Annotated in this window: 21 protein-coding genes and 1 tRNA gene; 12 read left to right on the top strand and 10 right to left on the bottom strand. The window is 70.1% G+C overall.

From position 1 onward, the window contains the following. Positions 1-70: 70 nt before the first annotated feature. Positions 71-532, top strand: a complete 462-nt coding sequence (locus P0084_RS11160) for a TrgA family protein (RefSeq protein ID WP_308916929.1) — start codon at positions 71-73, stop codon at positions 530-532. 10 nt (positions 533-542) lie between these two features. On the opposite strand, the gene P0084_RS11155 is transcribed toward P0084_RS11160, so the two are convergent. Further along, positions 543-1,577, bottom strand: coding sequence for an aldo/keto reductase (locus tag P0084_RS11155; protein WP_308916928.1), 1,035 nt, complete (start codon positions 1,575-1,577; stop codon positions 543-545). Between the two features lie 34 nt (positions 1,578-1,611). Next, positions 1,612-2,397, bottom strand: a complete 786-nt coding sequence (gene xth / locus P0084_RS11150; RefSeq protein ID WP_308916927.1) for an exodeoxyribonuclease III — start codon at positions 2,395-2,397, stop codon at positions 1,612-1,614. 118 nt (positions 2,398-2,515) lie between these two features. Here xth and P0084_RS11145 point away from each other — a divergent pair, with 118 nt between their 5' ends. From P0084_RS11145 to P0084_RS11115, 7 genes are all read left to right on the top strand, one after another. Then, positions 2,516-3,283, top strand: a complete 768-nt coding sequence (locus P0084_RS11145; protein WP_308916926.1) for a leishmanolysin-related zinc metalloendopeptidase — start codon at positions 2,516-2,518, stop codon at positions 3,281-3,283. 142 nt (positions 3,284-3,425) lie between these two features. Next, positions 3,426-6,218, top strand: a complete 2,793-nt coding sequence (gene acnA / locus P0084_RS11140; RefSeq protein ID WP_308916925.1) for an aconitate hydratase AcnA — start codon at positions 3,426-3,428, stop codon at positions 6,216-6,218. A gap of 194 nt (positions 6,219-6,412) precedes the next feature. Then, entirely contained in the window at positions 6,413-7,129 is a 717-nt protein-coding gene (locus P0084_RS11135; protein ID WP_308916924.1) for a choice-of-anchor W domain-containing protein, read from the top strand. A gap of 115 nt (positions 7,130-7,244) precedes the next feature. Beyond that, entirely contained in the window at positions 7,245-7,946 is a 702-nt protein-coding gene (locus P0084_RS11130; RefSeq protein WP_308916923.1) for a DUF1223 domain-containing protein, read from the top strand. A 1-nt stretch (position 7,947) separates the two neighbouring features. Next, positions 7,948-8,667 (top strand): HAD family hydrolase, encoded by a 720-nt coding sequence (locus P0084_RS11125; RefSeq protein WP_308916922.1) that lies wholly within the window; start codon positions 7,948-7,950, stop codon positions 8,665-8,667. A 59-nt stretch (positions 8,668-8,726) separates the two neighbouring features. Further along, a complete protein-coding gene (locus tag P0084_RS11120) occupies positions 8,727-9,323 on the top strand; it encodes a heme NO-binding domain-containing protein (RefSeq protein ID WP_308916921.1) in 597 nt (198 codons plus the stop codon). Then, on the top strand, positions 9,320-10,339 hold the full coding sequence (locus P0084_RS11115) for a GGDEF domain-containing protein (protein ID WP_308916920.1): 1,020 nt from the start codon (positions 9,320-9,322) through the stop codon (positions 10,337-10,339). Before P0084_RS11120 ends, P0084_RS11115 begins: the two co-directional genes overlap by 4 nt. A gap of 26 nt (positions 10,340-10,365) precedes the next feature. Here the strand turns inward: P0084_RS11115 and P0084_RS11110 are convergent. From P0084_RS11110 to P0084_RS11080, 7 genes are all read right to left on the bottom strand, one after another. After that, a tRNA-Glu gene (locus P0084_RS11110) sits at positions 10,366-10,440 on the bottom strand. A 58-nt stretch (positions 10,441-10,498) separates the two neighbouring features. Beyond that, complete coding sequence (gene recJ, locus P0084_RS11105; protein ID WP_308916919.1) at positions 10,499-12,235, bottom strand: single-stranded-DNA-specific exonuclease RecJ; 1,737 nt, start codon at positions 12,233-12,235, stop codon at positions 10,499-10,501. A 47-nt stretch (positions 12,236-12,282) separates the two neighbouring features. Next, a complete protein-coding gene (locus P0084_RS11100) occupies positions 12,283-12,708 on the bottom strand; it encodes a hypothetical protein (protein ID WP_308916918.1) in 426 nt (141 codons plus the stop codon). Positions 12,709-12,733: 25 nt separating this feature from the next. Further along, entirely contained in the window at positions 12,734-14,518 is a 1,785-nt protein-coding gene (locus tag P0084_RS11095) for an SLC13 family permease (protein WP_308916917.1), read from the bottom strand. Continuing rightward, positions 14,515-15,330, bottom strand: a complete 816-nt coding sequence (locus P0084_RS11090) for a TIGR00282 family metallophosphoesterase (protein ID WP_308916916.1) — start codon at positions 15,328-15,330, stop codon at positions 14,515-14,517. The genes P0084_RS11095 and P0084_RS11090 overlap by 4 nt, the downstream gene beginning before the upstream one ends. Positions 15,331-15,395: 65 nt before the next feature. Continuing rightward, complete coding sequence (locus P0084_RS11085) at positions 15,396-15,620, bottom strand: DUF3072 domain-containing protein (RefSeq protein ID WP_308916915.1); 225 nt, start codon at positions 15,618-15,620, stop codon at positions 15,396-15,398. Positions 15,621-15,751: 131 nt separating this feature from the next. Next, positions 15,752-16,126 carry a VOC family protein gene (locus P0084_RS11080; RefSeq protein WP_308916914.1) on the bottom strand — a complete coding sequence of 125 codons (375 nt, stop codon included), beginning with the start codon at positions 16,124-16,126 and terminating at the stop codon, positions 15,752-15,754. 144 nt (positions 16,127-16,270) lie between these two features. Here P0084_RS11080 and P0084_RS11075 point away from each other — a divergent pair, with 144 nt between their 5' ends. Then, positions 16,271-17,611, top strand: coding sequence for an alpha/beta hydrolase family protein (locus P0084_RS11075; protein WP_308916913.1), 1,341 nt, complete (start codon positions 16,271-16,273; stop codon positions 17,609-17,611). 99 nt (positions 17,612-17,710) lie between these two features. Here the strand turns inward: P0084_RS11075 and P0084_RS11070 are convergent, their stop codons facing one another. After that, positions 17,711-18,388 carry a YceI family protein gene (locus P0084_RS11070; RefSeq protein ID WP_308916912.1) on the bottom strand — a complete coding sequence of 226 codons (678 nt, stop codon included), beginning with the start codon at positions 18,386-18,388 and terminating at the stop codon, positions 17,711-17,713. 101 nt (positions 18,389-18,489) lie between these two features. On the opposite strand from P0084_RS11070, the gene P0084_RS11065 reads away from it, so the two are divergent. From P0084_RS11065 to P0084_RS11055, 3 genes are all read left to right on the top strand, one after another. Further along, a complete protein-coding gene (locus P0084_RS11065; protein ID WP_308916911.1) occupies positions 18,490-19,386 on the top strand; it encodes a LysR family transcriptional regulator in 897 nt (298 codons plus the stop codon). Positions 19,387-19,491: 105 nt separating this feature from the next. Further along, complete coding sequence (locus P0084_RS11060) at positions 19,492-20,622, top strand: aminotransferase class V-fold PLP-dependent enzyme (RefSeq protein WP_308916910.1); 1,131 nt, start codon at positions 19,492-19,494, stop codon at positions 20,620-20,622. 95 nt (positions 20,623-20,717) lie between these two features. Further along, positions 20,718-23,036 (top strand): xanthine dehydrogenase family protein molybdopterin-binding subunit, encoded by a 2,319-nt coding sequence (locus P0084_RS11055; protein ID WP_308916909.1) that lies wholly within the window; start codon positions 20,718-20,720, stop codon positions 23,034-23,036. Positions 23,037-23,123: the final 87 nt, after the last annotated feature.

Raw genomic sequence — 23,123 nt, 5'->3', positions numbered from 1 at the left:
CCGGGGGCGTGAACCTTTCGGCAAGGGTTGCGTGGCAAGGTCGCCCGCGACCCCTGACGGAGGCTATCCGATGCCCACGCCCGCCAAGCTGATCGCCGCGCTGGCGCTGATCGCGGCCGCCGTCGCCACGGTGCGCGTGGCGACGGAGCACGCGATGCCGGATGCCCGCGCGGTGCCGGCCGCGCAACTGGTCGCCGGATCGCTGGCCCTGCTGCTGGGGTGGACCACCGTGGGGCGCGCCGCGTCGAAGGCGGGGGCGTCGCGGGTGCCGGTGGTCCACGTGATGTCGACCGGGGCCGCGGCGGCCGTGATCGTCGCGGTCGCGACGCTGACGGTGGCCGTCGCCTGGGACGTCATGGACGCGGCCCTGTCGGGCATGATGCGCGACCCGTCGCGCGCGCCGTCCGTCTTCCTGGACCAGCTGGCCCGCCGGGGGCGGCAGGTCCTGGAGCCCGCCGTCGTCGCCACCCTTCTGGGCGGCGGCGCGCTGGCGGGCCTGGCGGCGGCGGTGGGCGGCCGGATGTGGCGCTAGGGGCGGACGCTCAATAGGGCATGGGGTGGGCGCGATGGGTTGCGTCGATCGCCTTCACCACGTCGTCCGGCAGGACCAGGTCCTGCGCCTTCAGCCCGTGCTCCAGCTGTTCGGCGGTGGTGGCGCCGAGGATGGCGCTGCATGCGAAGGGGCGGGTCTGGAGCCAGGCCAGCGCCATGTGGACGGGATCGAGCCCCGCGTCGCGGGCGACGGCGTGATAGGCGTCGACCGCGGCCTCCACCCGTTCGCCGCCGCGGGTCCATCGACCGCCCAGTTCCTCGTTGATCGCGCGGCGGGACCCGTCGGGCACGGCGCCGCCCTGGTACTTGCCGGTCAGGATGCCCGCCGCGAGGGGCGAGAAGGCCAGCATCGTGACGTCTTCGTAGACCATCATCTCGGTCAGGTCCGTGTCGCCGATGCGGCACAGGAGCGAGTACTCGTTCTGCAGGGACACCGGACGGACCGGGTCGGCGCAGGCCCCGATCCACCGGTCCATGCCCCAGGTGGATTCGTTGGACAGGCCGAAGGCGCGGATCGTGCCGCGCGACACCTCCTCCGCCAGGGCGCCGGCGCAGTCGGCGATGTCCTGCACGATCGCGTCGCGGCGGCCTTCGGGGCGGTAGGACCAGTACTGCCGGAACTGGAAGCTGCCGCGGTTGGGCCAGTGGAACTGGTAGAGGTCGATGGCGTCCACGCCCAGGCGGCGCAGCGATTCCTCGATCGTGGGCCGGATCGTGTCCGCCGTGATCGGTGCGCCATCGCGGCTGGGGCCACCTTCACCGCCATGCTTCGTCGCGATGCGCATGCGGCCCGCGTTGCCCTCCGCCAGCCATTCGCCGACGATCGTCTCGGTCACGCCGACCGTTTCGGCGCGCATGGGGTTCACCGGATACACCTCCGCGGTGTCGAGCCAGGTGACGCCCGCATCGGCGGCCATGTCCATTTGGCGATATGCGTCCGGGCGGTCCGTCTGGGTCCCGTACGTCATGGTGCCCAGCATGATCTCCGAGATGGTGTCGTCGCGGCCCAGGGGGACGTGTCGCATCGATGGCCTGCCTTTGGATGGGGGTGGGGGGGAGTCAGAGGTCCAGCGTCACCCAGACGGGAACGTGGTCGGACGGCCGGTCGCGCGCCCGCATGTTGGATTGGATCGTGCAGTCGGTCATCCGGTCGGCCATCGGGGGCGACAGGAGGACATGGTCGATCCGCAGCCCGTGGTTCCGGTCGAACGCGTTCGCCTGGTAGTCCCAGAAGCTGTAATGCCCCGGCTGGCCCGGATGGCGGACGCGGAACGCGTCGGTCAGGCCGAGGTTCGTGAGGCGCCGCCAGGCCGCGCGGGTCGGCGGCAGCATCAGCGCATCGTCCTTCATGACCTGGGGGCGCGCGACGTCGATGTCCGCCGGCAGGACGTTGAAGTCGCCGGTCATCAGGAACGGCACCTCGTCCGCCAGCAGGGCTTCGGCGCGGGCCTGGAGGCGCTCCATCCAGGCGAGCTTGTAGTCGTATTTCGGACCCGGCGCGGGGTTGCCGTTCGGCAGGTAGAGGCCGCAGATCCGCACGGCGCCCCCGTTCCCGATGGCCGTCGCCTCCATGTAGCGGGCCTGTTCGTCCGCATCGTCGCCGGGCAGGCCGCGGGTGACGTCGTCGAGTTCCACCCGCGTGGCGATGGCCACGCCGTTGAAGCCCTTCTGTCCGTGCGTGTGCAGCGTGTAGCCCGCATCCTCGACAACCTCGCGGGGGAAGGCGTCGTCGGTGGACTTGATCTCCTGCAGGATCGCGATGTCGGGGGCGTCGTCGCGCAGCCAGTCCTCCACCGTCTGCGCGCGGGCCTTGATGCCGTTTACGTTGAACGTGGCGATCCGCATGGGCGGTAGGGGTAGGGGACGGTTCGGGGCTTGTCCATGCGCGACCGCCAGCGATCGTCGATTGACCGGCGGGGAAACCCGGTTAACGCTGACGATCCACCATTCCAGGGGTTCGGGCATGAAGATCACGACCATCGCGGCAGTCGGTCTGCTGAGCGCGGGGGCGGCCGGGGCCGTTCCCTTCGATCTGGCGTTCAACGTCCCCGACGCGGCGACGGACGGGCAGCGCGCCCTTCTGGCGGGTGCGGAATCGTTCTGGGAAAGCGTCCTGGTGAGTTACCGCGACGGATTGGCGGTCGACGTCGTGGTCGTCGACGTCTTCGCCCGCGAGATCGACGGCGCGGGCGGGACCCTGGCCTCCGCGGGGCCGACCTTCGTGAGCGATCAGATCGCGGCGGACGGCACGCCCTATGTGCTGGCCACCGATGGCGAGGTGGAGTTCGACATTGCCGACCTCGATACGCAGTCGGAGGCGCTGCTGTTCGCGACGCTGGTGCACGAGATCGCGCATGTGTTGGGCTTCGGCACGCTGTGGGAGGATAACGGCCTCTACGTGCGGGGCAGCGGTCGGTACACCGGGGCGGAGGGCGTGGCCGCCTATCGCGCAGAGTTCGGGGCGGTGGACTCCTTCGTGCCCGCCGAGCTCGACGGCGGGCCGGGCTCGATCGACGCGCATTGGGACGACGGGTGGCTGGGTCCGGACAACGAGCTGATGCTGGCGGAGGCGGTGGACGACGCGCTGGTCGTGAGTCGCACCACGGTCGCATCGTTCCGGGACCTGGGTTTCGTCACCTTCGACCAGATCGCGCCGATCCCCCTGCCGGCGGGGATGTGGTTGACGATCGGGGCGTTCGGCCTGCTGGCGGGGCTGCGCCGACGCCGCTGACCCCGCCGGTGGCGGAGGGAGCTTTGCGCGGGGAAGCGCCCGGTCCAGACGATGGCATACCATGGTATGCACTTGCGCCCGTGGGGCGCATCGGGCATAGGCCCGTCATGCCATTCCACCACCGGACCGGAGGATAGCCCCCATGACGATCGAAGTCGGAACCGACAGCGCGAAGACCCGCCGCGAGCTGGAGGTCGGTGGCGCGACCTATGCGTATTATTCGCTGGACGCCGCCCAGGAGGCGGGCCTGGGCGACGTGTCGACGCTGCCGGCCTGCCTGAAGGTCGTGATGGAGAACCTGCTGCGGTTCGAGGATGGCGGCCGCACGGTCGGCACGGACGACATCCGCGCCTTCGCCGAATGGGCTGAGAACGGCGGTCGCAGCCCGCGCGAGATCGCGTACCGTCCGGCCCGCGTGCTGATGCAGGACTTCACGGGCGTGCCGGCCGTCGTCGACCTGGCCGCCATGCGGGACGGCATCGTGTCGCTGGGGGGCGACGCGCAGAAGATCAACCCGCTGAACCCCGTCGACCTGGTGATCGACCATTCGGTCATGATCGACGAGTTTGGCAACCCGCGTGCGTTCCAGATGAACGTGGACCGCGAGTACGAGCGCAACATCGAGCGGTATCAGTTCCTGAAGTGGGGGCAAACGGCGTTCGACAACTTCCGCGTGGTGCCGCCGGGCACGGGCATCTGCCATCAGGTGAACCTGGAATACCTGGCGCAGACGGTGTGGACGGATGCCGATCAGACCGGTGCGCAGGTGGCCTATCCGGACACGCTGGTAGGGACGGACAGCCACACCACCATGGTGAACGGCGCGGCCGTGCTGGGCTGGGGCGTCGGCGGCATCGAGGCGGAGGCCGCGATGCTGGGCCAGCCCATCAGCATGATCATCCCAGAGGTCGTGGGCTTCGAGCTGACGGGCGCGATGACCGAAGGGACGACAGGCACCGACCTGGTCCTGAAGGTGGTCGAGATGCTGCGCGAGAAGGGCGTGGTCGGCAAGTTCGTCGAGTTCTATGGCGCGGGCCTGGACGGGCTGCCCTTGGCCGACCGCGCGACCATCGCCAACATGGCGCCTGAATACGGGGCGACATGCGGCTTCTTCCCCATCGACGGCGAGACGATCAGATATCTGCGCACGACGGGGCGCGACGAGGACCGCATCGCGCTGGTCGAGGCCTATGCCAAGGCGAACGGGATGTGGCGGGGCGCGGATTACGCGCCCGTCTATACGGACACGCTGTCGCTGGACATGGGCACGATCGTGCCCGCCATCTCCGGTCCGAAGCGGCCGCAGGACTACATCGCGCTGGACCGTGCCGCGTCGGCGTTCGGCCAGTACGTCAAGGGCATCCGCGAGGGGCGGGACGCGAGCCCGCGGGCCGAGATCCGTTGGGAAGGCGAGGGCGGGGCGCCTGAGCCGGTCGACATCCCCGGCGACGAGGGGCACCATGCCCGCGGCTATGTCCAGGGGGGCGAGGCGGACCGCGCGCAGATCCACGACGGCAGCATCGTGATCGCGTCGATCACATCCTGCACCAATACGTCGAACCCGTACGTCATGATCGGGGCGGGCCTGGTCGCGCGCAAGGCGCGGGCGCTGGGCTTGAACCGCAAGCCCTGGGTCAAGACCTCGCTGGCGCCCGGCAGCCAGGTCGTGTCGGCCTATCTGGAGGCGGCGGAGCTGCAGGACGACCTGGACGCCATCGGGTTCAACCTGGTGGGGTACGGCTGCACGACCTGCATCGGCAACAGCGGACCGCTCGCGCCCGAGATCAGCAAGGCGATCAACGAGAACGACATCATCGCCACGTCGGTCCTGTCGGGGAACCGCAACTTCGAGGGCCGGATCAGCCCCGACGTGCGCGCGAACTATCTGGCGTCGCCGCCCCTGGTGGTGGCCTATGCGCTGGTGGGCGACATGAACGTCGACATCGCTACGGCGTCCTTGGGCAAGGACCGGGATGGCAACGATGTCTATCTGAGGGACATCTGGCCCTCGCAGGCGGAGATCGCCGAATTGGTCGAGGCGACCGTGACGCGGGAGGCGTTCCAGGAAAAGTACGCCGACGTCTTCGCGGGCGACGAGAAGTGGCAGAGCGTCGATGTTCCGCAACAGGAGACGTACGACTGGCCGGCGACGTCGACGTATGTCCAGAACCCCCCGTACTTCCAGGACATGTCGCCCGATGCGGGAACGATCGAGGATGTGCGCGACGCCCGGATCCTGGGAATCTTCGGGGACATGATCACCACCGATCACATCAGCCCCGCCGGGTCCTTCAAGGAGACGTCGCCCGCCGGTCGGTACCTGACCGAACGCCAGGTGCCGCCGCGGGAGTTCAACAGCTACGGCTCGCGGCGCGGCAACCACGAGGTGATGATGCGCGGGACCTTCGCCAACATCCGCATCCGCAACGAGATGCTGGACGGGGTCGAGGGCGGCTATACGTTGGATCCGGACGGCAACCAGACGTCGATCTACGACGCGGCGATGGCCTGGCAGGAGCGGGGCACCCCGCTGGTCGTCTTCGGGGGCGAGCAGTACGGCGCGGGATCGTCCCGCGACTGGGCGGCCAAGGGCACCGCGTTGCTTGGCGTGAAGGCCGTGATCGCCGAATCGTTCGAGCGGATCCACCGGTCGAACCTGGTCGGCATGGGCGTCATCCCGTTCGAGTTCACGGGCGGCGACACGCGCGCGTCGCTCGGTCTGAAGGGCGACGAGAGCGTGTCGATCCAGGGTCTGCCGGACGTCCGCCCCCTTCAGGAGGTCACGGCGACGATCACCCGAGCCGACGGCACGACGCAGGACATCACGCTGAAGTGCCGGATCGATACCGAGGTCGAGATCGAGTACATCAAGAACGGCGGCGTGCTGCATTACGTGCTGCGCAACCTGGCGCAGGCGCCCATGGCGGCGGAATGACGTGACGGTCGACGGGCGGCCCCTGTGCGGCCCGTCGACCACGCTCGAGCGCGACGATGCGGCCGTGGTCCGACCACGTCCCGGCCGTTAACGAACCTCTCAGATTTCCAACGTGCAAAGGGGGTTGGGCATTCCCTTCGGTCATCCGACCGACTAAATCCGGTCGCATTGAAACGAGTTTAGGGAGTGGTTCGATGAAGATACTTGGTATTGCAGCAGCGTTGGTTCTGTGTGGCGGCTCGGCCTTCGGGGCGACGCAGGTCAATTTTCCGGCCAGCTATGGGGACGCGCAGTTCAGGGCCGAATGCGGCGCGAACGGCAACGGCACGCAGGGCTGCGAGACGGCGGTCGCCCAGGTCCTCGGCGGCGACGGCGAGGGCGGTGGACAGCGCTTCAACGAGCTGAAGCTCGTGGACGTGGTGGGCGGTGTCGTTCAAGGTCAACCCGCCGGGACGCAGGCGCAGTTCGACCTGGCCAATCAGAGCTATCGCTTCTCGCTGGACTTCGATGCCTCGACCGACATCCTGTCGCTGACCTTCGGCGGCACGACGATCACCCGTTCCGATGATCTGGCCGGCACTCGGTCGCTGTTCATCCGCAATCGGAACGACCGTGGTTCGGTGTCGGTGTCGAACTTGATGCTGGGGGGCATGTCGCTGGACGGCCTGCCGGGTTCGGGCACGAATTATACCGCCATCGGGGGGGTCGACTTCACGTCCGGCTTCTCGCTGACCGGGGACATCGCGTTCGACTTCACCGGCTCGAACAAGACGCCCAACGCGGCGACGATCGTCGAGTTCAAGTTCACCGATCTCGATGTGGCGCCGATCCCGCTGCCGGCGGGCGGCCTGCTGCTGCTGGGCGGCTTGGGTGCCTTGGGTGCGATGCGCGCCCGCAGGACCCGCGGGTGACGTGACCCCTGGCCGGGCGGGCTCGCCCGGCCCCTCACGATTGGTTGACGGCCGGGCGCTGGCGCGCGCGGCCGTCCGCGGCTAGGTGCTTCGCCCACCAGCGATGGATGTCCCGATGCGCCTTTCCGACGTCACCCCCCGTCTCGCCGCCCTCGCCGCGGCGACGGTCCTGTCCTTCGGACCCGCGCAGGCCGACCCGGTGGTGGTGGAGCTGTTCACGTCGCAGGGGTGTTCGTCCTGTCCCCCCGCCGACGCGATCCTGCACGAGCTGGGGGGGCGCACGGACGTCATCCCCTTGGCGTTCCACGTGGATTACTGGGACTGGATCGGGTGGGCCGACACCTTCGCGGACCCGGCCTTCACGCAACGGCAGCGGGACTATGCCGCCGCCGCGCGGTCGACGATGGTCTATACCCCGCAATTCGTGGTGGGGGGCGTCGATCACGTAGCCGGAGCGAAGCCGATGGCGCTGCGCGACAAGATCGAGGCGCATGCCGATGCCGGGGCGGCGGACGTGCTGTCGGTGCGTGCCGACGGTCAGCTGGCGATGGGCGATCTGGGCCGCCCCGCACGCCTGTACCTGCTGCACGTCGAGCCGCGGGCGGATGTGTCGATCCTGCGGGGGGAGAATGCGGGCCACGATGCGACCTATGCCCATGTGGTCCGGGACTGGCAGGACCTCGGCGCCTGGAACGGTCGGGCCGGGGCGATGGAGCTGCCGCCCGCGCGGGACGGGCTGTACCGCGTGATCCTGGCGCAGGGTTGGAACGCGGACGGCACGATCGGCCCGATCCAGGGTGCCGTGGCGGTCGATTGAGGTGAGCGGGAACGGGACCGCTATCCAGGCGATCCTGTTCGACAAGGACGGGACGCTGACCGACTTTCGCGCGACCTGGGCCGACTGGTTGGGTCGCACCCTCGTGGATCTGTCGGATGCGACAGGCGTGCCCGCCGCCGTCCTGGGGGACGCGGTCGGTTACGACGTCGTGGCGGGAGCGTTCCGGCCCCGGGCGACCTTCGTCACCGCGCCCTTCGCCCGGACCTGCCTGGCGCTGGCGACGGCCGCGGAGCGGCATCCCGCCTGGATGGAGGCGTGGCTGGCGGACCGGCAGCATCCGGTCGCGCAGGTCCCGGTCGGAGACGTCGCCGGTCTGCTTCGTTCCCTGCGGGACCGCGGCTTGCGATTGGGCGTCCTGACCAACGATTCGCAGGAGGGCGCACGGCGGCATCTGGATGCGGGGGGACTGACGCCGATGTTGGACCGTATCGTGGGCGTGGACGACGGCTTCGGTGCGAAGCCCGGTCCGGGCGGCGCCCTGGCCTTCGCGGATGGGCTGTCCCTGGACCCCGCCGGGGTGCTTTTCGTCGGCGACGGTCTGACCGACCTGCAGGCCGCGCAGGGTGCCGGAATGCCGTTCGTCGGCGTCCTGACGGGCACCTTGGACGAAGGGGCCTTCGCGGGCGCCGCCGCGATCCTGCCCGACATTCACCATCTGCCGCGCTGGTTGGACGCGCAGCCCGGCACGCCTGCCGATTAACGCGATCTTGATGTTTGCCCGTCATCGCTGAGCCCCATCACAAGGGACGGGCTCGGTCGATGCATGGCATCATCTGCAAGGCGGTGGAGACGTACCTCACCGCGCAGTACGGACAGGACAGTTGGGCCCGCATCGCCGAGGATGCGGGGTTCGACGCCCTGCATTTCGAGGCGGTCCGGATCTACGACGATTCGCTGATCCGCCGCATCTTCGAGGCGTCCACCGACGTGGTCGGCGTCCGGCCCGCCGCGCTGCTGGAGGACATGGGGACCTGGATCTGCACCCATCCCCCCCTGGAGCCGGTCCGCCGCCTGTTCCGGTTCTCGGGCGCGACGTTCGAGGAGATGCTGTTCGCCTTGGACGAGGTTCACGAGCGGGCGCGGATGGCCCTGCCGGACCTGGAGCTTCCGGTCCTGTCCCTGATCGAGATGGGCGGCGGGAAGTACCGCGTCGCGAGCACCTGGGCCACGCCGGGGGCGGGGGCCGTCGTCATCGGCATCCTGCGCGCCATGGCCGACGATTATGGCGTCCTGGCCTTCCTGGAGTTCGAGACGGGCGCGGAGGTCAACGGCGCCTGGGCCGAGATCATATCGATCAGCACCCTGGACGAGAGCTTCGCGGCCCCGCGGGAGTTCTCGCTGGGAGGGGCGGCATGAAGGTCGCGCGCATCGACGGACGGGCGCTGGACTGCCTGTTACCCATGAACGTGATGTTCGACCGGGCCGGACGCATCCTGCATGCGGGGCCGACGATCACGAAGATGGCGGGCCACGACGTGACGGGCGCGCAACTGGACCACGCGATCCGGTTCCGCCGTCCGCAGATGCAGGGCGATCCGGACGAGTTGCTGGAGCGGCCCGGCCGCCGCCTGATGGTCGACCTGCGATGCGAGGACCGCAGTGGCGGCAAGCCGACGATGCAGCGCCTCCGTGCCGTCGTGGCGCCGCTGCCGCAGGGGGGCGGCATCCTGCAGTTCGCCTTCGGACCCGACATCGCCCAGGCGATCCGGCGGCACGACCTGTCGGCGACCGACTTCTCACCCACCGACCCGGTGATCGAGATCCTGTACCTGTTGGAATCGCAGGCGCTGATCCGGGCGGAGATGGGCGCGATGGCGGAGCGCATGGACGAGGCGCGCCGTTTGGCCGAGAAGGAGGCCGCGACCGACCGGCTGACCGGCCTGGCCAACCGCCGGGCCATGGACCGCCATCTGGCGAACCTGACGGCGTCAGACGATCCCGTCTTCGGAATCATGCATCTCGACCTGGATCACTTCAAGAACGTCAACGACACGCTCGGCCATGCCGCAGGCGACCTGGTGCTGGAGGAGGTCGCGCGCATCCTCCGCGAGGAGACGCGGGAGGACGACTTCATCGCCCGCATCGGCGGCGACGAGTTCGTGATGATCTTCGAGGACTGCACGGATCCCGACATCCTGTCGTCCATTGCGGAACGCGTGCTGATCCGCCTGAACCAGCCGATCCCCTACGACGGCCGGGCCTGCCGGATCTCGGGCAGCATCGGGATCACGCTGTCCCCGCTCTACGACGTGCCGGAACCCGATCGCCTGCTGTCGGATGCGGATGCGGCGCTTTACATGTCGAAGCGGGCGGGACGGTCGCGATACGCGTTCCACCGCCTGCCGCCGGGAGCCGACGATTCCGCAGCCTGACATCTATGGATGTGGGAAAGCACCGCTGGCAGCCCGTAGGGGAATCGAACCCCTCTTTCCAGGTTGAAAACCTGGCGTCCTAACCGATAGACGAACGGGCCATCAGCGGTGGGGGGCTGATACGCAACGCCCCCTCGCCGTGCAACCCCTTTCCGACCGCTATGTCGCCGTCGGGGCGGGTGCGGCATCGTCCAGGCGCAGGCGGACGGTCTCGCGGCCGCGCCACCGGTTGACCTCCAACTTGCCGACCACGTGGACGGGGCCGCCCGCGCCTTCCAGCAGATCGGTCAGGGCGGGGTCTACGCGGAAGCCGAACGCATCGAGCCGGAACGCGCCGTCGGCGAAGGTGGCCTGCAGATGTCCGTCGCCGACGCGCCGCGTGCGGACAACGCGGAGGTCCGGCAGCGCGAAGCGCGGGGCCGGGGCGCCCTGGCCGAAGGGCCCGGCCGCTTCCAGCAGATCGACCAGTTCGCGGGTCGCGGCCCCCGCCATGATCGCGCCGTCGAGGCGCAGGGCTCGCGGTCCCGCGGGCACGCCCATCTGCCGTTCCACCAGTTCCGTCAGACGGGCCATGGCGGGTTCCACCTTCGCGGCCTCCACCGTCAGGCCGGCGGCCATGCGGTGCCCGCCCCCCTTCATCAACAGTCCTTCCGCCGCCAAGCGCTGGATCGCCGCGCCGATATCGATGCCGGACACGGATCGCGCCGAGCCCTGACCCGTCCCGTCGTTCCGCAAGCCGATCACGACCGAAGGGCGATCCGTCGCTTCCTTCAGCCGGGATGCGACGATGCCCACGACGCCCGGATGCCATCCTTCGCCCGCGGCCCAGGACAGCGCGCCGCCCCTGTGGGTCGCCTGATCCAGGGCGGCCTCCACGATCGCGCTCTCGACGGCGCGGCGTTGCCCGTTCAGATCGTCGAGACGCTCGGCCAGGGCCGCGGCCTCCGCCGCATCGGCGGTGGACAGGAGGCGTGCGCCCAGGTCGGACCGACCCACGCGTCCGCCCGCGTTGATCCGCGGCCCAAGGAGGTAGCCAAGGTGATAGGCGGCGGGCGGGCCGTCCATGCGCGCGGCGTCGGCCAGCGCACGCAGCCCGGGGCGGTCACGGCGCGCCATGACGGTCAGGCCGCGCCGGACGAACGCCCGGTTCACGCCGACCAAGGGCGCGACGTCGGCGACCGTGGCCAGCGCCACCAGGTCGAGGAGGGCCATCAGGTCGGGGGCCTTGGTCCCCATGGCCCGGACCTTCCGGTTGGCGTCGACCAGGCAAAGGAACACGACCGCCGCGGCGCACAGATGGGCGAGGGTCCCGTCCTCGTCCACCCGGTTCGGGTTCACGACGGCCAGCGCCGGGGGCAGCGTCTCGATGCCCAGATGGTGGTCCAGGACGACGACGTCGGTCTCGCCCGTAGCGGCCAAGGCATCGTGGGACAGGGTGCCGCAATCGACACAGACGATCAGGTCGTGCGCGTCCGCCAAAGCTGCGATCGCCGGAGCGTTCGGGCCATAGCCTTCATCGATGCGGTCCGGGACGTAGACCGTCGCCTCCCGTCCCAGGGCCCGCAGCCACCAGACCAGGAGGGCCGCCGACGCCGCGCCGTCGACGTCGTAGTCGGCGAACACGGCGATCCGTTCCGCCCGCGTGACGGCCCGCAGCAGGCGGTCCGATGCGACGTCCATGTCCCGCAGGGTGGACGGGTCGGGCAACAGGTCGCGCAACGACGGATCCAGGAAGGTCGGTACGTCGTCCGGGGTCAGGCCGCGCCCGGCAAGGTGCTGCGACAAGGCGCGGGGGTGGCCGGACTGCTCGATCGCCTCCGCCAAGCGCGCGCCGGCATCGTCCGGTCCGATCCAGCGCCGCCCCGTCGCGGACCGTTCTATGCCCAGGAACCCCATCGCCGCGATGTGCCCCGCGCTGCGGGTGCGGACAAGGGGCGGGGGGATCAGCTGCCGCGGAACAGCCGTTCGGGCAGGGGGCGCAGGAACAACCGTCGGATGCCGTCGGGTTCGGTCACGAAGATCTCGGCCCGGGGGCCGGGAACGCCGCCCTGGAGGGTGCCGGACGGTTCCTCGATGCGGAAGCGCGCGGGGCTGCCGCCACGCGCGAACGTCACCGCGAAGGGCATCGCATAGCGGCATCCGCCGGTCACGCCGGACCAGCCCGACTGCACGCCTTCGGGACGCTCCGCCTCGCAGCGCTCGCCATCGGTCATGCGCAGCGACAGGCGGGACGGACGGATCGTCACCTCCGCCACGCGGGCCGGCCCGCTCTCCACGACGGGACCCACGGGTCCGCCGCCGGCGGGCGCGCTGACCGTGTCGATGCAGGCCGCCAGCACGAGCGGAAGCAGCAGGGGGGTGGGACGCATGGAACCTCCGGCTCGGGGTGGCGCGTCAAAGCGGCCAGATCAGCGGGATCATGAACGCCGATATGGCGCCCACGCTCAAGTTCAGCGGGATACCGGCACGCATGAAGTCGGTAAAGCGGTAGCCGCCCGGGCCGTAGACGAGTGTGTTCGTCTGGTACCCGATGGGCGTGGAGAAGCTAGCGGATGCTGCGACCATGACGGTCACGACCAGGGGCCGCGGGTCCACCCCCAGCGCGCCGCCCAGCGCGATGACGATGGGTGTCACGACGACCGCGACGGCATTGTTGCTGACCATCTCCGTCAGGATGCTGGTCATCAGGAAGATCGACCAGATCAGCAGGGGCGCGGGCAGGCCGCTGATATGGGGGGCAACGACGTCCACGATCATGGCCACGGCGCCCGATGCCTGCAGACCCGCGCCCACGGCGAGCATGGAGAAGATCATCACGAGCAGACGCCCCTCGACCAGTTCGAACGCCTCCTCCGCGTCGACGCAGCGCGACACCAACACGACCACTACGCCCAGCACGGCGAGGGGCAGGATGGGGGCCGCGCCGATCGCGGCGAGCGTGACCAGCAGGGCGATGACGAGGACGGGGATCCACCAGCGTTCGCGGCGGAAGGCCATGGCGATGGGATGCGACACCTCCTGCAGGCGCATGTCCTGCGCGAAGCGGTGGATGTCGTCCTCCGCCCCTTCGATCAGCAGCGTGTCGCCGACGCGCAGCTCCGTCGCCTCGATCTTGCCGGACAGGTTCTTGTCGCGGCGGTGGATCGCCAAAGGATAGACGCCGTAGCGACGGCGCAGGCGCAGGACGCCCAGGGTCCGGCCGACCAGGCGCGCCCCCGGGGTGACGAGCACCTCCACCGTCGTCGTCTCGACCGCGCCGATCTGGTCGAGGGGCTTCAGGTCCGCGTCCCGCTGGATGGTCAAAAGCTCCGCCACCTCCGTGCGCAGGACGACCCGGTCGCCGCGTCGCAGGACGACCTCGTCCAGTTCGCGACGCAGGGAGCGGTCGCCGCGCACCACGTCGAGGAGGCGGACGCCCGGCCGCTTGAACGTCTGCTCCTCCGACACCTTGGAGCCGATCAGGTCGGAGCCGTCGGGGATGACGATCTCGGCGAAAAACTTGGCCTTCGACTTGTCGCCGCCCGCCAGCATGGCGCCGACGGAGGTGCGCTCCGGCAGGAGGCGTGGGGCGATCAACCAAAGGTAGAGCAGGCCCCAGACGCAGATGATCGCGGCCAGGGGCGTGACCTCGAAGATGGTGAAGGGCGCCAGTCCCTCGGCCCGGGCGACGCCGTCGACCAGCAGGTTCGTGGACGTGCCGATCAGCGTCAGCATCCCCCCCACGATGGAAGCATAGCTGAGGGGTATCAGCATCTTGGACGGCACGACGCCCAAGGTTGCGGACAGCTGCACCATCACGGGGATCATCACGACCACGACGGGGGTGTTCGCCACGAAGCCGGACGCCAGCACCACGGCCCCGATCAGGAGCGCCACGGCCACGCGGGGGCGGGACCGCGCGCGGGCCTCGGCGAAGCGGGTGAAGGCGTTCAGGGCGCCCGTGCGGATCAGTCCGCCCATCAGCAGGAACATCGCCCCGATCGTCCAGGGCGCGGGGTTCGACAGAACGGCGAGCGCGTCGTCGTAGGGCAGGATCCCCAGGGCCAGCAGGGTCGCGGCGCCGGTCATGGCGACGACCTCCGTGGGATAGGCTTCGGTCACGAAGAGGACGAACATCCCCAGCACGATCGCCAGCGCGTAATAGGCCTGGACGTCCTGGGGGAGCGAGAGCCAGGTCAATCGGCGGGTCCCTGCGGGGCGAGGCGGCCACCCTGACGGACGGGTACGATCTGGCGGGCCAGGCCCGTGGCGTCATCGGTGTCGACGAAGGCGCCGGAAAGGGTGGCGGGTCCGCCCGCGGGCTCGAACCGGGCGCGGGTCATGCCGGTCACGAAGCGCCGCAGGGGTTCGACCTTGTCCATGCCGATGACGGAATCGTAGTCGCCGCACATGCCCGCATCGGTCAGGTAGGCCGTGCCGCCCGGCAGGATCTGGGCGTCGGCGGTGGGGACATGGGTGTGCGTGCCCACGACGAGGGAGGCGCGGCCGTCGCAGAAATGTCCGACGGCCATCTTCTCGGAGGTGGCTTCGGCGTGGACGTCCACGATCGTCGCGTGGACGGCCCGGCCGAGGGGATGGGCCCGCAGGGGGGCGTCGAGCGCGCTGAACGGGTCGTCGTAGGTGCGCGACATGAAGACCTGGCCGAGCACCTGTATCACGAGGATCTTCCTGCCCGCGACGTCGAACGTCCGTGCGCCCCTGCCGGGGGCCGCCTTGGCGTAGTTGACGGGCCGGAGGATGCGCGGATCCCGTTCGACGGCCTGCAGCATGTCCTTCTGATCGAAGGCATGGTCACCCAGGGTGACGACGTCGGCGCCGGCCTCGAACATCGCCGCCGCCTGCGCCGCGTTGAGGCCCCGGCCGGAGGATGCGTTCTCGCCGTTCACGATCACCGCGTCGAGGCGCCAATCGCGTCGTAGCTGCGGCAAACGCTCCTGCAACGCGGTGCGGCCCGCACGGCCCATGACGTCGCCTAAGAACATGATTCGCATGGACGGGACCTAGGCCCCGCCCCTGGGCCGCGCAATACACGCCGGAGCGGAGCCCAGAGCAAGCGTCAGGCGCCGCGTCCGGTCTTGCCCTGCAGCGCATCGATGCGCTTGGACGCGTCGGCCTTCGACAGGCCGGGGTCGAACTCCTCGCCGGCTTCTTCCGACAAGGTCTTGAGATAGCTGGCCTGAGCGCCAGTCATCGCCTCGTCCCCCGTGGTCCAATCGTCGGGGTTCTTGGCGGCGTTTCCGGGGGCGTCCTGCTTCGGCGTCTCGGTCGGTCGGTCGGTCATGGGGGTCTCCGATGGTCGTGGATGTTCGCACAACGTTCCGGGTCCACGGAGGTTCCAGGGAGGGGGCACCCCCCGTACACCCCCCGTACACCCCCCGTGCATACGCAGCAGCCCCCCCCAAGGGAGCCGCATCAGGCCGGCTCGATCAAGTCCCAACGGTTGCCGCAGGGGTCGGTCCAGACGGCGACCGTGCCATAGCCCTCCATCCGGGGATCTTCGGCGAACGTGCCGCCGGCCGTCCGTATGCGGGCGGAGTCGCGGGTGAAGTCGTCGGTATGGAGGAACAGGCCGACCCGTCCGGCGAACTGATCGCCGATGCCCCGCGCCTGCTCGCCTGCGGCGCGGGCAAGCAACACGTCCGCGCCGCCGCCGGGCGGGCGGACCGTCACCCAACGCTTCCGGCCCTGGTCGATGTCGGCCGTGCACGTCCAGCCGAGGCCTTCCACGAAGAAGCGCAAGGCCTCGTCGTAATCGGGAACCAGCAGGGCGATGAGGGCGAGGCGCATGACGCGATGCATGCCCCCGGGGGGCCATCCGTGCAAGACGCCGCGTCAGTCATGGTCCTTGCGCCTTGCCAAGGGCTTGCCCGGTCCCGTTAACCTGTTCCGGGCGGCCCCGTGGGCTGCGACGATCCTGGGGAGGTGAGGACGATGGCGTATCGGATGGTGATTGGCGCGGCGCTCTGCGTGGCGGCGGCGGGGCCGGTGGCGGCGCAGAACGTGGTGGATGGCCTGTCGGCGAACGCGCCCGCGCTGGCACCGCAGGAACCGCGGTCGGTTGGTGTCACGACGCTGACGCTGACGAATCCGGATCAGCCGGACATCACGGCGGCGGTGGCCGGGCAGACGTCGCTGGGCGCCGTGCCGTCGCGGGACCGCGACTTGGTGCTGGACGTCTGGTATCCGGCCGTGGACGGCGCCACCGGCGACACCACGCTGAACGCGTTCCTGCGCGACGGCGTCACGCAGGTCGAACTGCAGGGCCGGGCGGTGCGCGACGCGCAGGCCGCCGATACGGGGCCGCTGCCCCTGGTCCTGCTGAGCCATGGGTATCCGGGGAACCGTTACCTGATGTCCCATCTGGGCGAGAACCTGGCGTCGAAGGGTTATGTCGTCGCCAGCATCGACCACGACGAATCGACCTATCGGACCGCCAATGGGTTCGCGACGTTCCCGTCCACCCTGCTGAACCGCCCTCGGGATCAGATGTTCGTCCTGGACCAACTGGCACGGAAGAACGGGGAGGCCGGCTTCGCGCTCGAAGGTCGGATCGATGCGGAGAACACGGGCATCGTGGGCTATTCGATGGGCGGCTATGGCGCGCTGATCGCGGCGGGCGCGGGGCTCGCCGACAGGACCGGATTGTTCGGTCTGGACCCGTACCTGACCGCGAACCAATCGGGGACGCAGTCGCATGCCGACCTGCAGGATGACCGGTTGAAGACGGTTGTGGCGATCGGCCCCTGGGGTCGGCAGCGGGACGCGTGGGACCGCGACGGCCTGTCGGAGATCGACATCCCAGCGCTGTTCATCGCGGGATCGGCCGACGACGTGTCGCTGTACGAGGACGGGGTGCGCCAGATCTTCGCCGACACGGTGGGCACGGACCGCGCGCTGCTGACCTTTGAGGGGGAGGGCCACAACGCTGCGGCGCCGATCCCCGCGCCCGACGAGGCGGTGGCCATCGGGGGGAACGTGCTGGCCCATTACGAGGGGCGGGCGTTCTCGAACCTGTTCATGAACGACGTGGCGCAGCATTTCCTGACCGCCTGGTTCGACGCGGAACTGAAGGGCGACGATGCGAAGCGGGCGTTCCTGGAGCTAGTCGAGGACGGGGCGGACGGTTGGACCGGCTTCGCCGACGGCGCCGCGGACGGGCTGCGCTGGGAGACGCTGGCGGCGGGCGCCACGTTGCAGCCGATCCCGTTGCCCGCGGGTGTCTGGTTGCTGGGTGGCGCGCTGCTGGGCCTGGGGGCGTTGCGGCGGCGCTGAGGCGCGGTCTTCCGACCCGCGGTCCGTTCGCGGACCGGGGCGGGATCGGCGACGGAAGGTCCCCGCGCTGGGCGAGGACCTTCTGCCGGACGTGACCCGTCAGCCTTCGCCGGGGCCGGTGAAGCCTTCGACACGGCCCCAGTTGCACGGCACGTTGGTCGTCGACGCGCCTTCGGGGATGGAAGCGCAGTCGACCAGGTCGACATGGATGTCGAGGTCGATCACCGTGCCCGTGGGCGAGCCGGGGAACGCGATGAAGTCCATGCCCCAGGCCGTGCGGTCGAGCGAGCCGGTCGCCTCGAACGAGGCGGTACGGATCTCGTCGTAGTTCGGGATGAAGTCGGGATAGCGGCGATCCGCCTTCAGGACGAAGTCGAGCGTGAGCGGCGCCTCCACCCCCAGCATCGTCAGGGTCCCATCGATCGTGCCCGTCGTGTCGGAGGTCATCGCGATGGCGGCGGAGGTGAAGGTGATCTTCGGGAAGGTCGCCGCGTCCAGGTAGTCGGCGGTCCGGACGTGATTGTCGCGGCCCAGGTGGTTCGAGTTCACGGACGCCGCATCAACGGTGACTGTGATCGTGCTGTTCGCCGGGTCGTCCTCGTCGATCAGGAAGGTCCCGTCGAAATCGTCGAACCGCCCGGCTGTGCGGGCGAGGTCCATGTGATCGACCTCCCACCCGATATGGGCATGGCCCTTGTCGAGGGTCCATTCCGTGGGGTCGGCGAGGGCAGGGGCCGCCAGGACGGCCAGGGCGGCGAGGAGGGTGGGGGTGCGCATGTCGCGTCTCCGCTTCGGTGTCGTTACGGGGCGATCATGGCGGGTGGGTGTCGTGCGCGATACGGGTTGCCCCGCACGGCGGGCGTGCGCATCCTGCACGGATGGATCTGAACGGATTGCAGATGGCCCTGCGCGTGGCGGAGCTGGGAAGCTTCGCGGCCGTGGCGCGCGAGGTGGAGGTCAACCATTCCAGCGTGTCCCGCGCGGTCGCCGCGCTGGAGGACCGGTTGGGTCTGCGCTTGTTCCAACGCACGTCGCGCCATCTGTCGCTGACCGCGGAAGGGGAGCGGTACCTGGACCGGGTCGCGCCGTTGCTGGCCGAACTGGAAGCGGCGCGCCTGGACGCGCGGGGCGACCGCGCGCGTCCGCGCGGGCACCTGCGGCTGACGGCGTCCGTGGCCTATGGCACGACGCGGTTGGTGCCGCTCCTGCCCGCGCTGCGGCGCGCGGCGCCCGATCTGGGGGTCGAGCTGGTCCTGTCCGACGGGAACCTGGACCTCGTGGCCGACCGGATCGACCTGGCGATCCGCTTGGCGCCAGCCCCGTCCGGGGACGTCGTGTCGTCGCGGCTGCACGGGACGCGGTACCGCGTGGTCGCCGCGCCCGGCTGGGTGGACGCGCACGGCGCGCCGGAGATGCCAGCGGACCTTGCGGAAATCGACTGCCTGCGCAACGCCCTGCCTGGACACCGGGACGCCTGGCGCTTCCGCCGCGCCGGCGTGGAGACGGGCGTGACGGTGGGGGGCACGGTCCTGATCTCGAACGCCCTGGCCCTGGTGGAGGCGGCGCGCGCGGGCCTGGGTCCCGCCCTGCTGGCCGATTGGTTGATCGGCCCGGACCTCGCGGCGGGCCGCCTGGTGGATCTGTTCCCGGATCACGAGGCCACGGCGACCACGTTCGAGACGGCGGCCTGGATCCTGTATCCGAGCCGAACCTATCTTCCAGCGAAGGTCCGGGTGACGATCGATCTGCTGCGAGCGTCCGCGCGCGCGGCGTGACCGGCGGCGGAACGCCGACGTCTCGCAAGTGTGTTCCCCTTACCTCTTGGGAATATCCCGAACGAATTCTATACGCGCGGCAACATATTGTTGTCGGAGTTGCCCATGCCGCAGGCGGAGATCCATTTCCCGTCCGAACTGGCCGAATTCTCGGTCGTGTTCACGGACCGAAGTCTGAATCACATGTCGAGCGCGTTCCAGACGGCGTTCCGCGACATCCATCGCGGTCTGTGCGCCGCCTACAACGCGGCGCATGCCGTGGTGGTGCCCGGCGGCGGCACCTTCGCGATGGAGGCGGTGGCCCGGCAGTTCGGTCGCGACGCGGACGTGCTGGTCGTGCGGAACGGCTGGTTCAGCTATCGCTGGACGCAGATCTTCGAGGCGACGGGCGACGCCGCCTCCGTCGACGTGATGACGGCGAGGCCGATGGACAACGCGACCGCGCAGCCCCGGTACGCCCCACCGCCCGTAGACGAGGTCGTGGCCCGCATCCGCGAAACGCAGCCCGACGTCGTGTTCGCCCCCCACGTGGAGACGTCGGCCGGCATCATGCTGCCCGACGATTACGTGGCGGCATTGGCGGACGCGGCGCACGGCGTCGGCGCCCTGATGGTGCTGGACTGCGTGGCGTCGGGCTGCGTGTGGGTGGACATGCAGGCCACCGGCGTGGACGTCCTGATCTCCGCCCCGCAGAAGGGCTGGTCGTCCACGCCGTGCGCGGGGCTGGTGATGCTGTCGGACCGGGCGGTCGAACGGCTGGGGCAGACGACGTCCGACAGCTTCGCGGTGGACCTAGCCAAGTGGTCGGGGATCATGCGGGCCTATCTGGATGGGGGGCACGCGTATCATGCGACGCTGCCGACGGATTCGCTGGTTCAGTTCCGCGATGCCCTGCACGAGACGCGCGACTTCGGGTTCGAGGCGGCGCGCGCGGCGCAGCTGGGACTGGGGCGCCGGGTCCGCGCGATGCTGGGGGCCAAGGGCCTGACGTCGCTGGCCGCGCCTGGCTTCGAGGCGATGGGCGTCGTGGTGTATCACGCCCCCGGCCGGGAGGTGCAGAGCGGACGCGCCTTCGCCGCCGAAGGGGTGCAGATCGCCGCGGGCGTGCCCTTGCAGGTGGGCGAGCCGGACGGGTTCAGCACGTTCCGCATCGGCCTGTTCGGTCTTGACAAGCTGCGCGACGTGGACGGCACGGTCCGGCGCCTGGCGCCCGTGCTGGACAAGGTGTTCGGCTGACGGCATCGGCGCGGGGCCTGCGGCCCCGTGCCCGCCTTGACCCGCCATCCCCCTGCGATAGCGTCCGGGTGGAGCCATCCGAAGGACGCCGCCCCATGACCCCCTTTCCGCCGAAGTTCGGCCTGCACCAATCCGCCCCCCGGTCGGAGGACCCGCGCTTCCTGACGGGGCGGGGGCGTTACGTCGACGACACGGCGCCCGCGGGCGCGCTGCATGGCGTGATGGTGCGCGCGCAGGTGGCGCACGGCACGGTCGCCGAGCTGGACGTCGCCCCGGCGCGAGAGATGGACGGCGTGCGTCTCGTTCTGACCGCCGCCGACCTGGTGGCCGCCGGGCTGGACGCCACCCTGCGCACCACCCCCGCCGAAAGCCCCGTGGGCGGGCGAAAGGGGGCGACGCCGGTGCGGCCCCTGCTGGCGTGCGACCGGGTGCGGTTCGTGGGCGAGGGGGTCGCCTTCGTCGTGGCCGACACCGCCGCGCAGGCCCGCGACGCCGCGGAGGCCGTGTCGCTGGACGTGGACGACCTGGCGGTGAAGATGGACCTGGCTCCGGGCGGGCCCGCAATCCACGACGCGGCGCCCGACAACGTCGCCTATGTCTGGGAAACGGGGGACGGGGCGGCCGTGGACCGTGCCCTGGCGGGGGCCGCGCACCGCATCGCCCTGCGGGTGGAGGACAACCGCGTCATCTGCGCATCCCTCGAGCCGCGGGGCACCTGGGCGGAGCCGTCGGGCGACGGACGGCTACACGTCTGCGTCAACGGGCAGGGCGTCTGGGGGATGAAGCGCGACCTCGTCCGCGTGCTGGGGCTGGGCAAGGACGACGTGCGCGTCACCAACCCCGACGTCGGCGGGGGCTTCGGCATGAAGGCCATGGCCTATCCGGAGACGTTCCTGGTGGCCCATGCGGCGCGGGTGCTGGACCGGCCCGTCCGGTGGATGGCGGACCGGTCGGAGTCGATGCTGTCGGACAATGCGGGCCGGGATCTGGTCTGCGACACGGAGCTGGGCTTCGACGCCGACCTCCGGCTGGTGGCCTATCGCTGCACCAACGTCGCGAACATGGGAGCGCACAATTCCGGCTATGCGCAGAACATCCAGTCGGAGCTGTTCGCCAAGGTCCTGACCGGCGCCTACGACGTGCAGGCGGCGCATCTGGTCAGCACGGGCGTCTATACGAACACGACGCAGGTCGACGCCTATCGCGGCGCGGGCCGGCCGGAAGCGATCCACGCGCTGGAGCGTTCGATGGACCACGCCGCCGCAGTGCTGGGGGTGGACCGCTTCGACCTGCGGCGGCGGTCGTTCATCCGACCCGAACGATTCCCGTACCGCTCGGCCACGGGCGAGACCTACGACGTGGGGGATTTCGGCCGCGTGCTGGACCGAGCGCTCGATCTGGCGAACGTCGCCGGGTTCGCGGACCGCAAGGCCGCATCGGCACGGGACGGCCGCCTGCGGGGTCTGGGGGCGTGCTACTACATCGAATCGATCCTGGGCTCGCCGGAGGAGACCGCGGAGATCGCGTTCGAGGACGCGGGGCGCGTCACACTGTATGTCGGCACGCAGTCGAACGGGCAGGGGCACGAAACCGTGTACCGCCAGTTCCTGGCCACCGACCTGGGCGTGCCGCCCGAGGCGATCGACGTCGTGCAGGGCGACAGCGACCGCATCGCCAAGGGCGGGGGCACCGGGGGGTCCCGGTCGGTGACGGTGCAGGGCACGGCCAACCGCGCGACCGCGCGGGCGGTGGTGCAGCGGTTCGTGTCCTTCGTGGCCGAATGGATGGGGCAGGACGACGTGGCGTTCGAGGACGGGATCTTCCGGTCGCGCGGCACAAACCAGGTCGCCGACATCCTGGAGGTGGCGGACGCGGCGCGCCGGCATGGCCGCGACGACCTGCTGCGCACGCGGGAGACGACGACGCTGCCGGGCCGGTCCTATCCCAACGGGTGCCACATCGCGGAGGTGGAGGTGGACCCGGAGACGGGGCAGCTGGACGTGGTCAAGTACTCGGTCGTGGACGATTTCGGCGTCCTGATGAACCCGATGCTGGCCGAAGGGCAGGTCCATGGCGGCGTGGCGCAGGGCATCGGGCAGGCGATCAGCGAACGTGTCGTGTTCGACGCCGATGGCCAACTGCTGACGGCGTCGTTCATGGATTACGGGATGCCCCGCTCCGTGATGATCCCAAGCATCGCCTTCGCGTCCGAACCCGTGCCGTCGACGGCGAACGTCCTGGGCATGAAGGGCTGCGGCGAGGCGGGGACCGTGGGCGCCATGGCCGCCGTGGGCAACGCCGCGTTGGACGCGATGTGGGACAGCGGGGTGCGCGTGGCGGACATGCCGTTCACGCCCGCACGGGTCTGGGCCATGCTGCGCGACGCCCGCGCCGCGCCCCTGGCCGCGGAGTAGCGCTCCCGCCCGGGTGGCCCTGCGCGGCGGCCCGCTGATGCGGCTGGTCGTTTGGGGTGGATCCCGCCGAACGGGGTCCTCCCGGAC

Origin of the sequence: Jannaschia maritima (assembly GCF_030973515.1) — a bacterium.
Taxonomy (GTDB): Bacteria; Pseudomonadota; Alphaproteobacteria; order Rhodobacterales; family Rhodobacteraceae; genus Jannaschia; species Jannaschia maritima.
The sequence above is the reverse complement of the archived record's forward strand: the minus strand, read 5'-3'. Positions and strand labels throughout refer to the sequence as shown.

What these genes read in the sequence shown, in the direction of transcription:
- P0084_RS11160 (WP_308916929.1), top strand. Translation starts at nt 71, where the DNA reads ATGCCCACGCCCGCCAAGCTGATCGCCGCGCTGGCGCTGATCGCGGCC.
- P0084_RS11155 (WP_308916928.1), bottom strand. Translation starts at nt 1,577, where the DNA reads ATGCGACACGTCCCCCTGGGCCGCGACGACACCATCTCGGAGATCATG.
- xth (WP_308916927.1), bottom strand. Translation starts at nt 2,397, where the DNA reads ATGCGGATCGCCACGTTCAACGTAAACGGCATCAAGGCCCGCGCGCAG.
- P0084_RS11145 (WP_308916926.1), top strand. Translation starts at nt 2,516, where the DNA reads ATGAAGATCACGACCATCGCGGCAGTCGGTCTGCTGAGCGCGGGGGCG.
- acnA (WP_308916925.1), top strand. Translation starts at nt 3,426, where the DNA reads ATGACGATCGAAGTCGGAACCGACAGCGCGAAGACCCGCCGCGAGCTG.
- P0084_RS11135 (WP_308916924.1), top strand. Translation starts at nt 6,413, where the DNA reads ATGAAGATACTTGGTATTGCAGCAGCGTTGGTTCTGTGTGGCGGCTCG.
- P0084_RS11130 (WP_308916923.1), top strand. Translation starts at nt 7,245, where the DNA reads ATGCGCCTTTCCGACGTCACCCCCCGTCTCGCCGCCCTCGCCGCGGCG.
- P0084_RS11120 (WP_308916921.1), top strand. Translation starts at nt 8,727, where the DNA reads ATGCATGGCATCATCTGCAAGGCGGTGGAGACGTACCTCACCGCGCAG.
- P0084_RS11115 (WP_308916920.1), top strand. Translation starts at nt 9,320, where the DNA reads ATGAAGGTCGCGCGCATCGACGGACGGGCGCTGGACTGCCTGTTACCC.
- recJ (WP_308916919.1), bottom strand. Translation starts at nt 12,235, where the DNA reads ATGGGGTTCCTGGGCATAGAACGGTCCGCGACGGGGCGGCGCTGGATC.
- P0084_RS11100 (WP_308916918.1), bottom strand. Translation starts at nt 12,708, where the DNA reads ATGCGTCCCACCCCCCTGCTGCTTCCGCTCGTGCTGGCGGCCTGCATC.
- P0084_RS11090 (WP_308916916.1), bottom strand. Translation starts at nt 15,330, where the DNA reads ATGCGAATCATGTTCTTAGGCGACGTCATGGGCCGTGCGGGCCGCACC.
- P0084_RS11085 (WP_308916915.1), bottom strand. Translation starts at nt 15,620, where the DNA reads ATGACCGACCGACCGACCGAGACGCCGAAGCAGGACGCCCCCGGAAAC.
- P0084_RS11080 (WP_308916914.1), bottom strand. Translation starts at nt 16,126, where the DNA reads ATGCGCCTCGCCCTCATCGCCCTGCTGGTTCCCGATTACGACGAGGCC.
- P0084_RS11075 (WP_308916913.1), top strand. Translation starts at nt 16,271, where the DNA reads ATGGCGTATCGGATGGTGATTGGCGCGGCGCTCTGCGTGGCGGCGGCG.
- P0084_RS11070 (WP_308916912.1), bottom strand. Translation starts at nt 18,388, where the DNA reads ATGCGCACCCCCACCCTCCTCGCCGCCCTGGCCGTCCTGGCGGCCCCT.
- P0084_RS11065 (WP_308916911.1), top strand. Translation starts at nt 18,490, where the DNA reads ATGGATCTGAACGGATTGCAGATGGCCCTGCGCGTGGCGGAGCTGGGA.
- P0084_RS11060 (WP_308916910.1), top strand. Translation starts at nt 19,492, where the DNA reads ATGCCGCAGGCGGAGATCCATTTCCCGTCCGAACTGGCCGAATTCTCG.
- P0084_RS11055 (WP_308916909.1), top strand. Translation starts at nt 20,718, where the DNA reads ATGACCCCCTTTCCGCCGAAGTTCGGCCTGCACCAATCCGCCCCCCGG.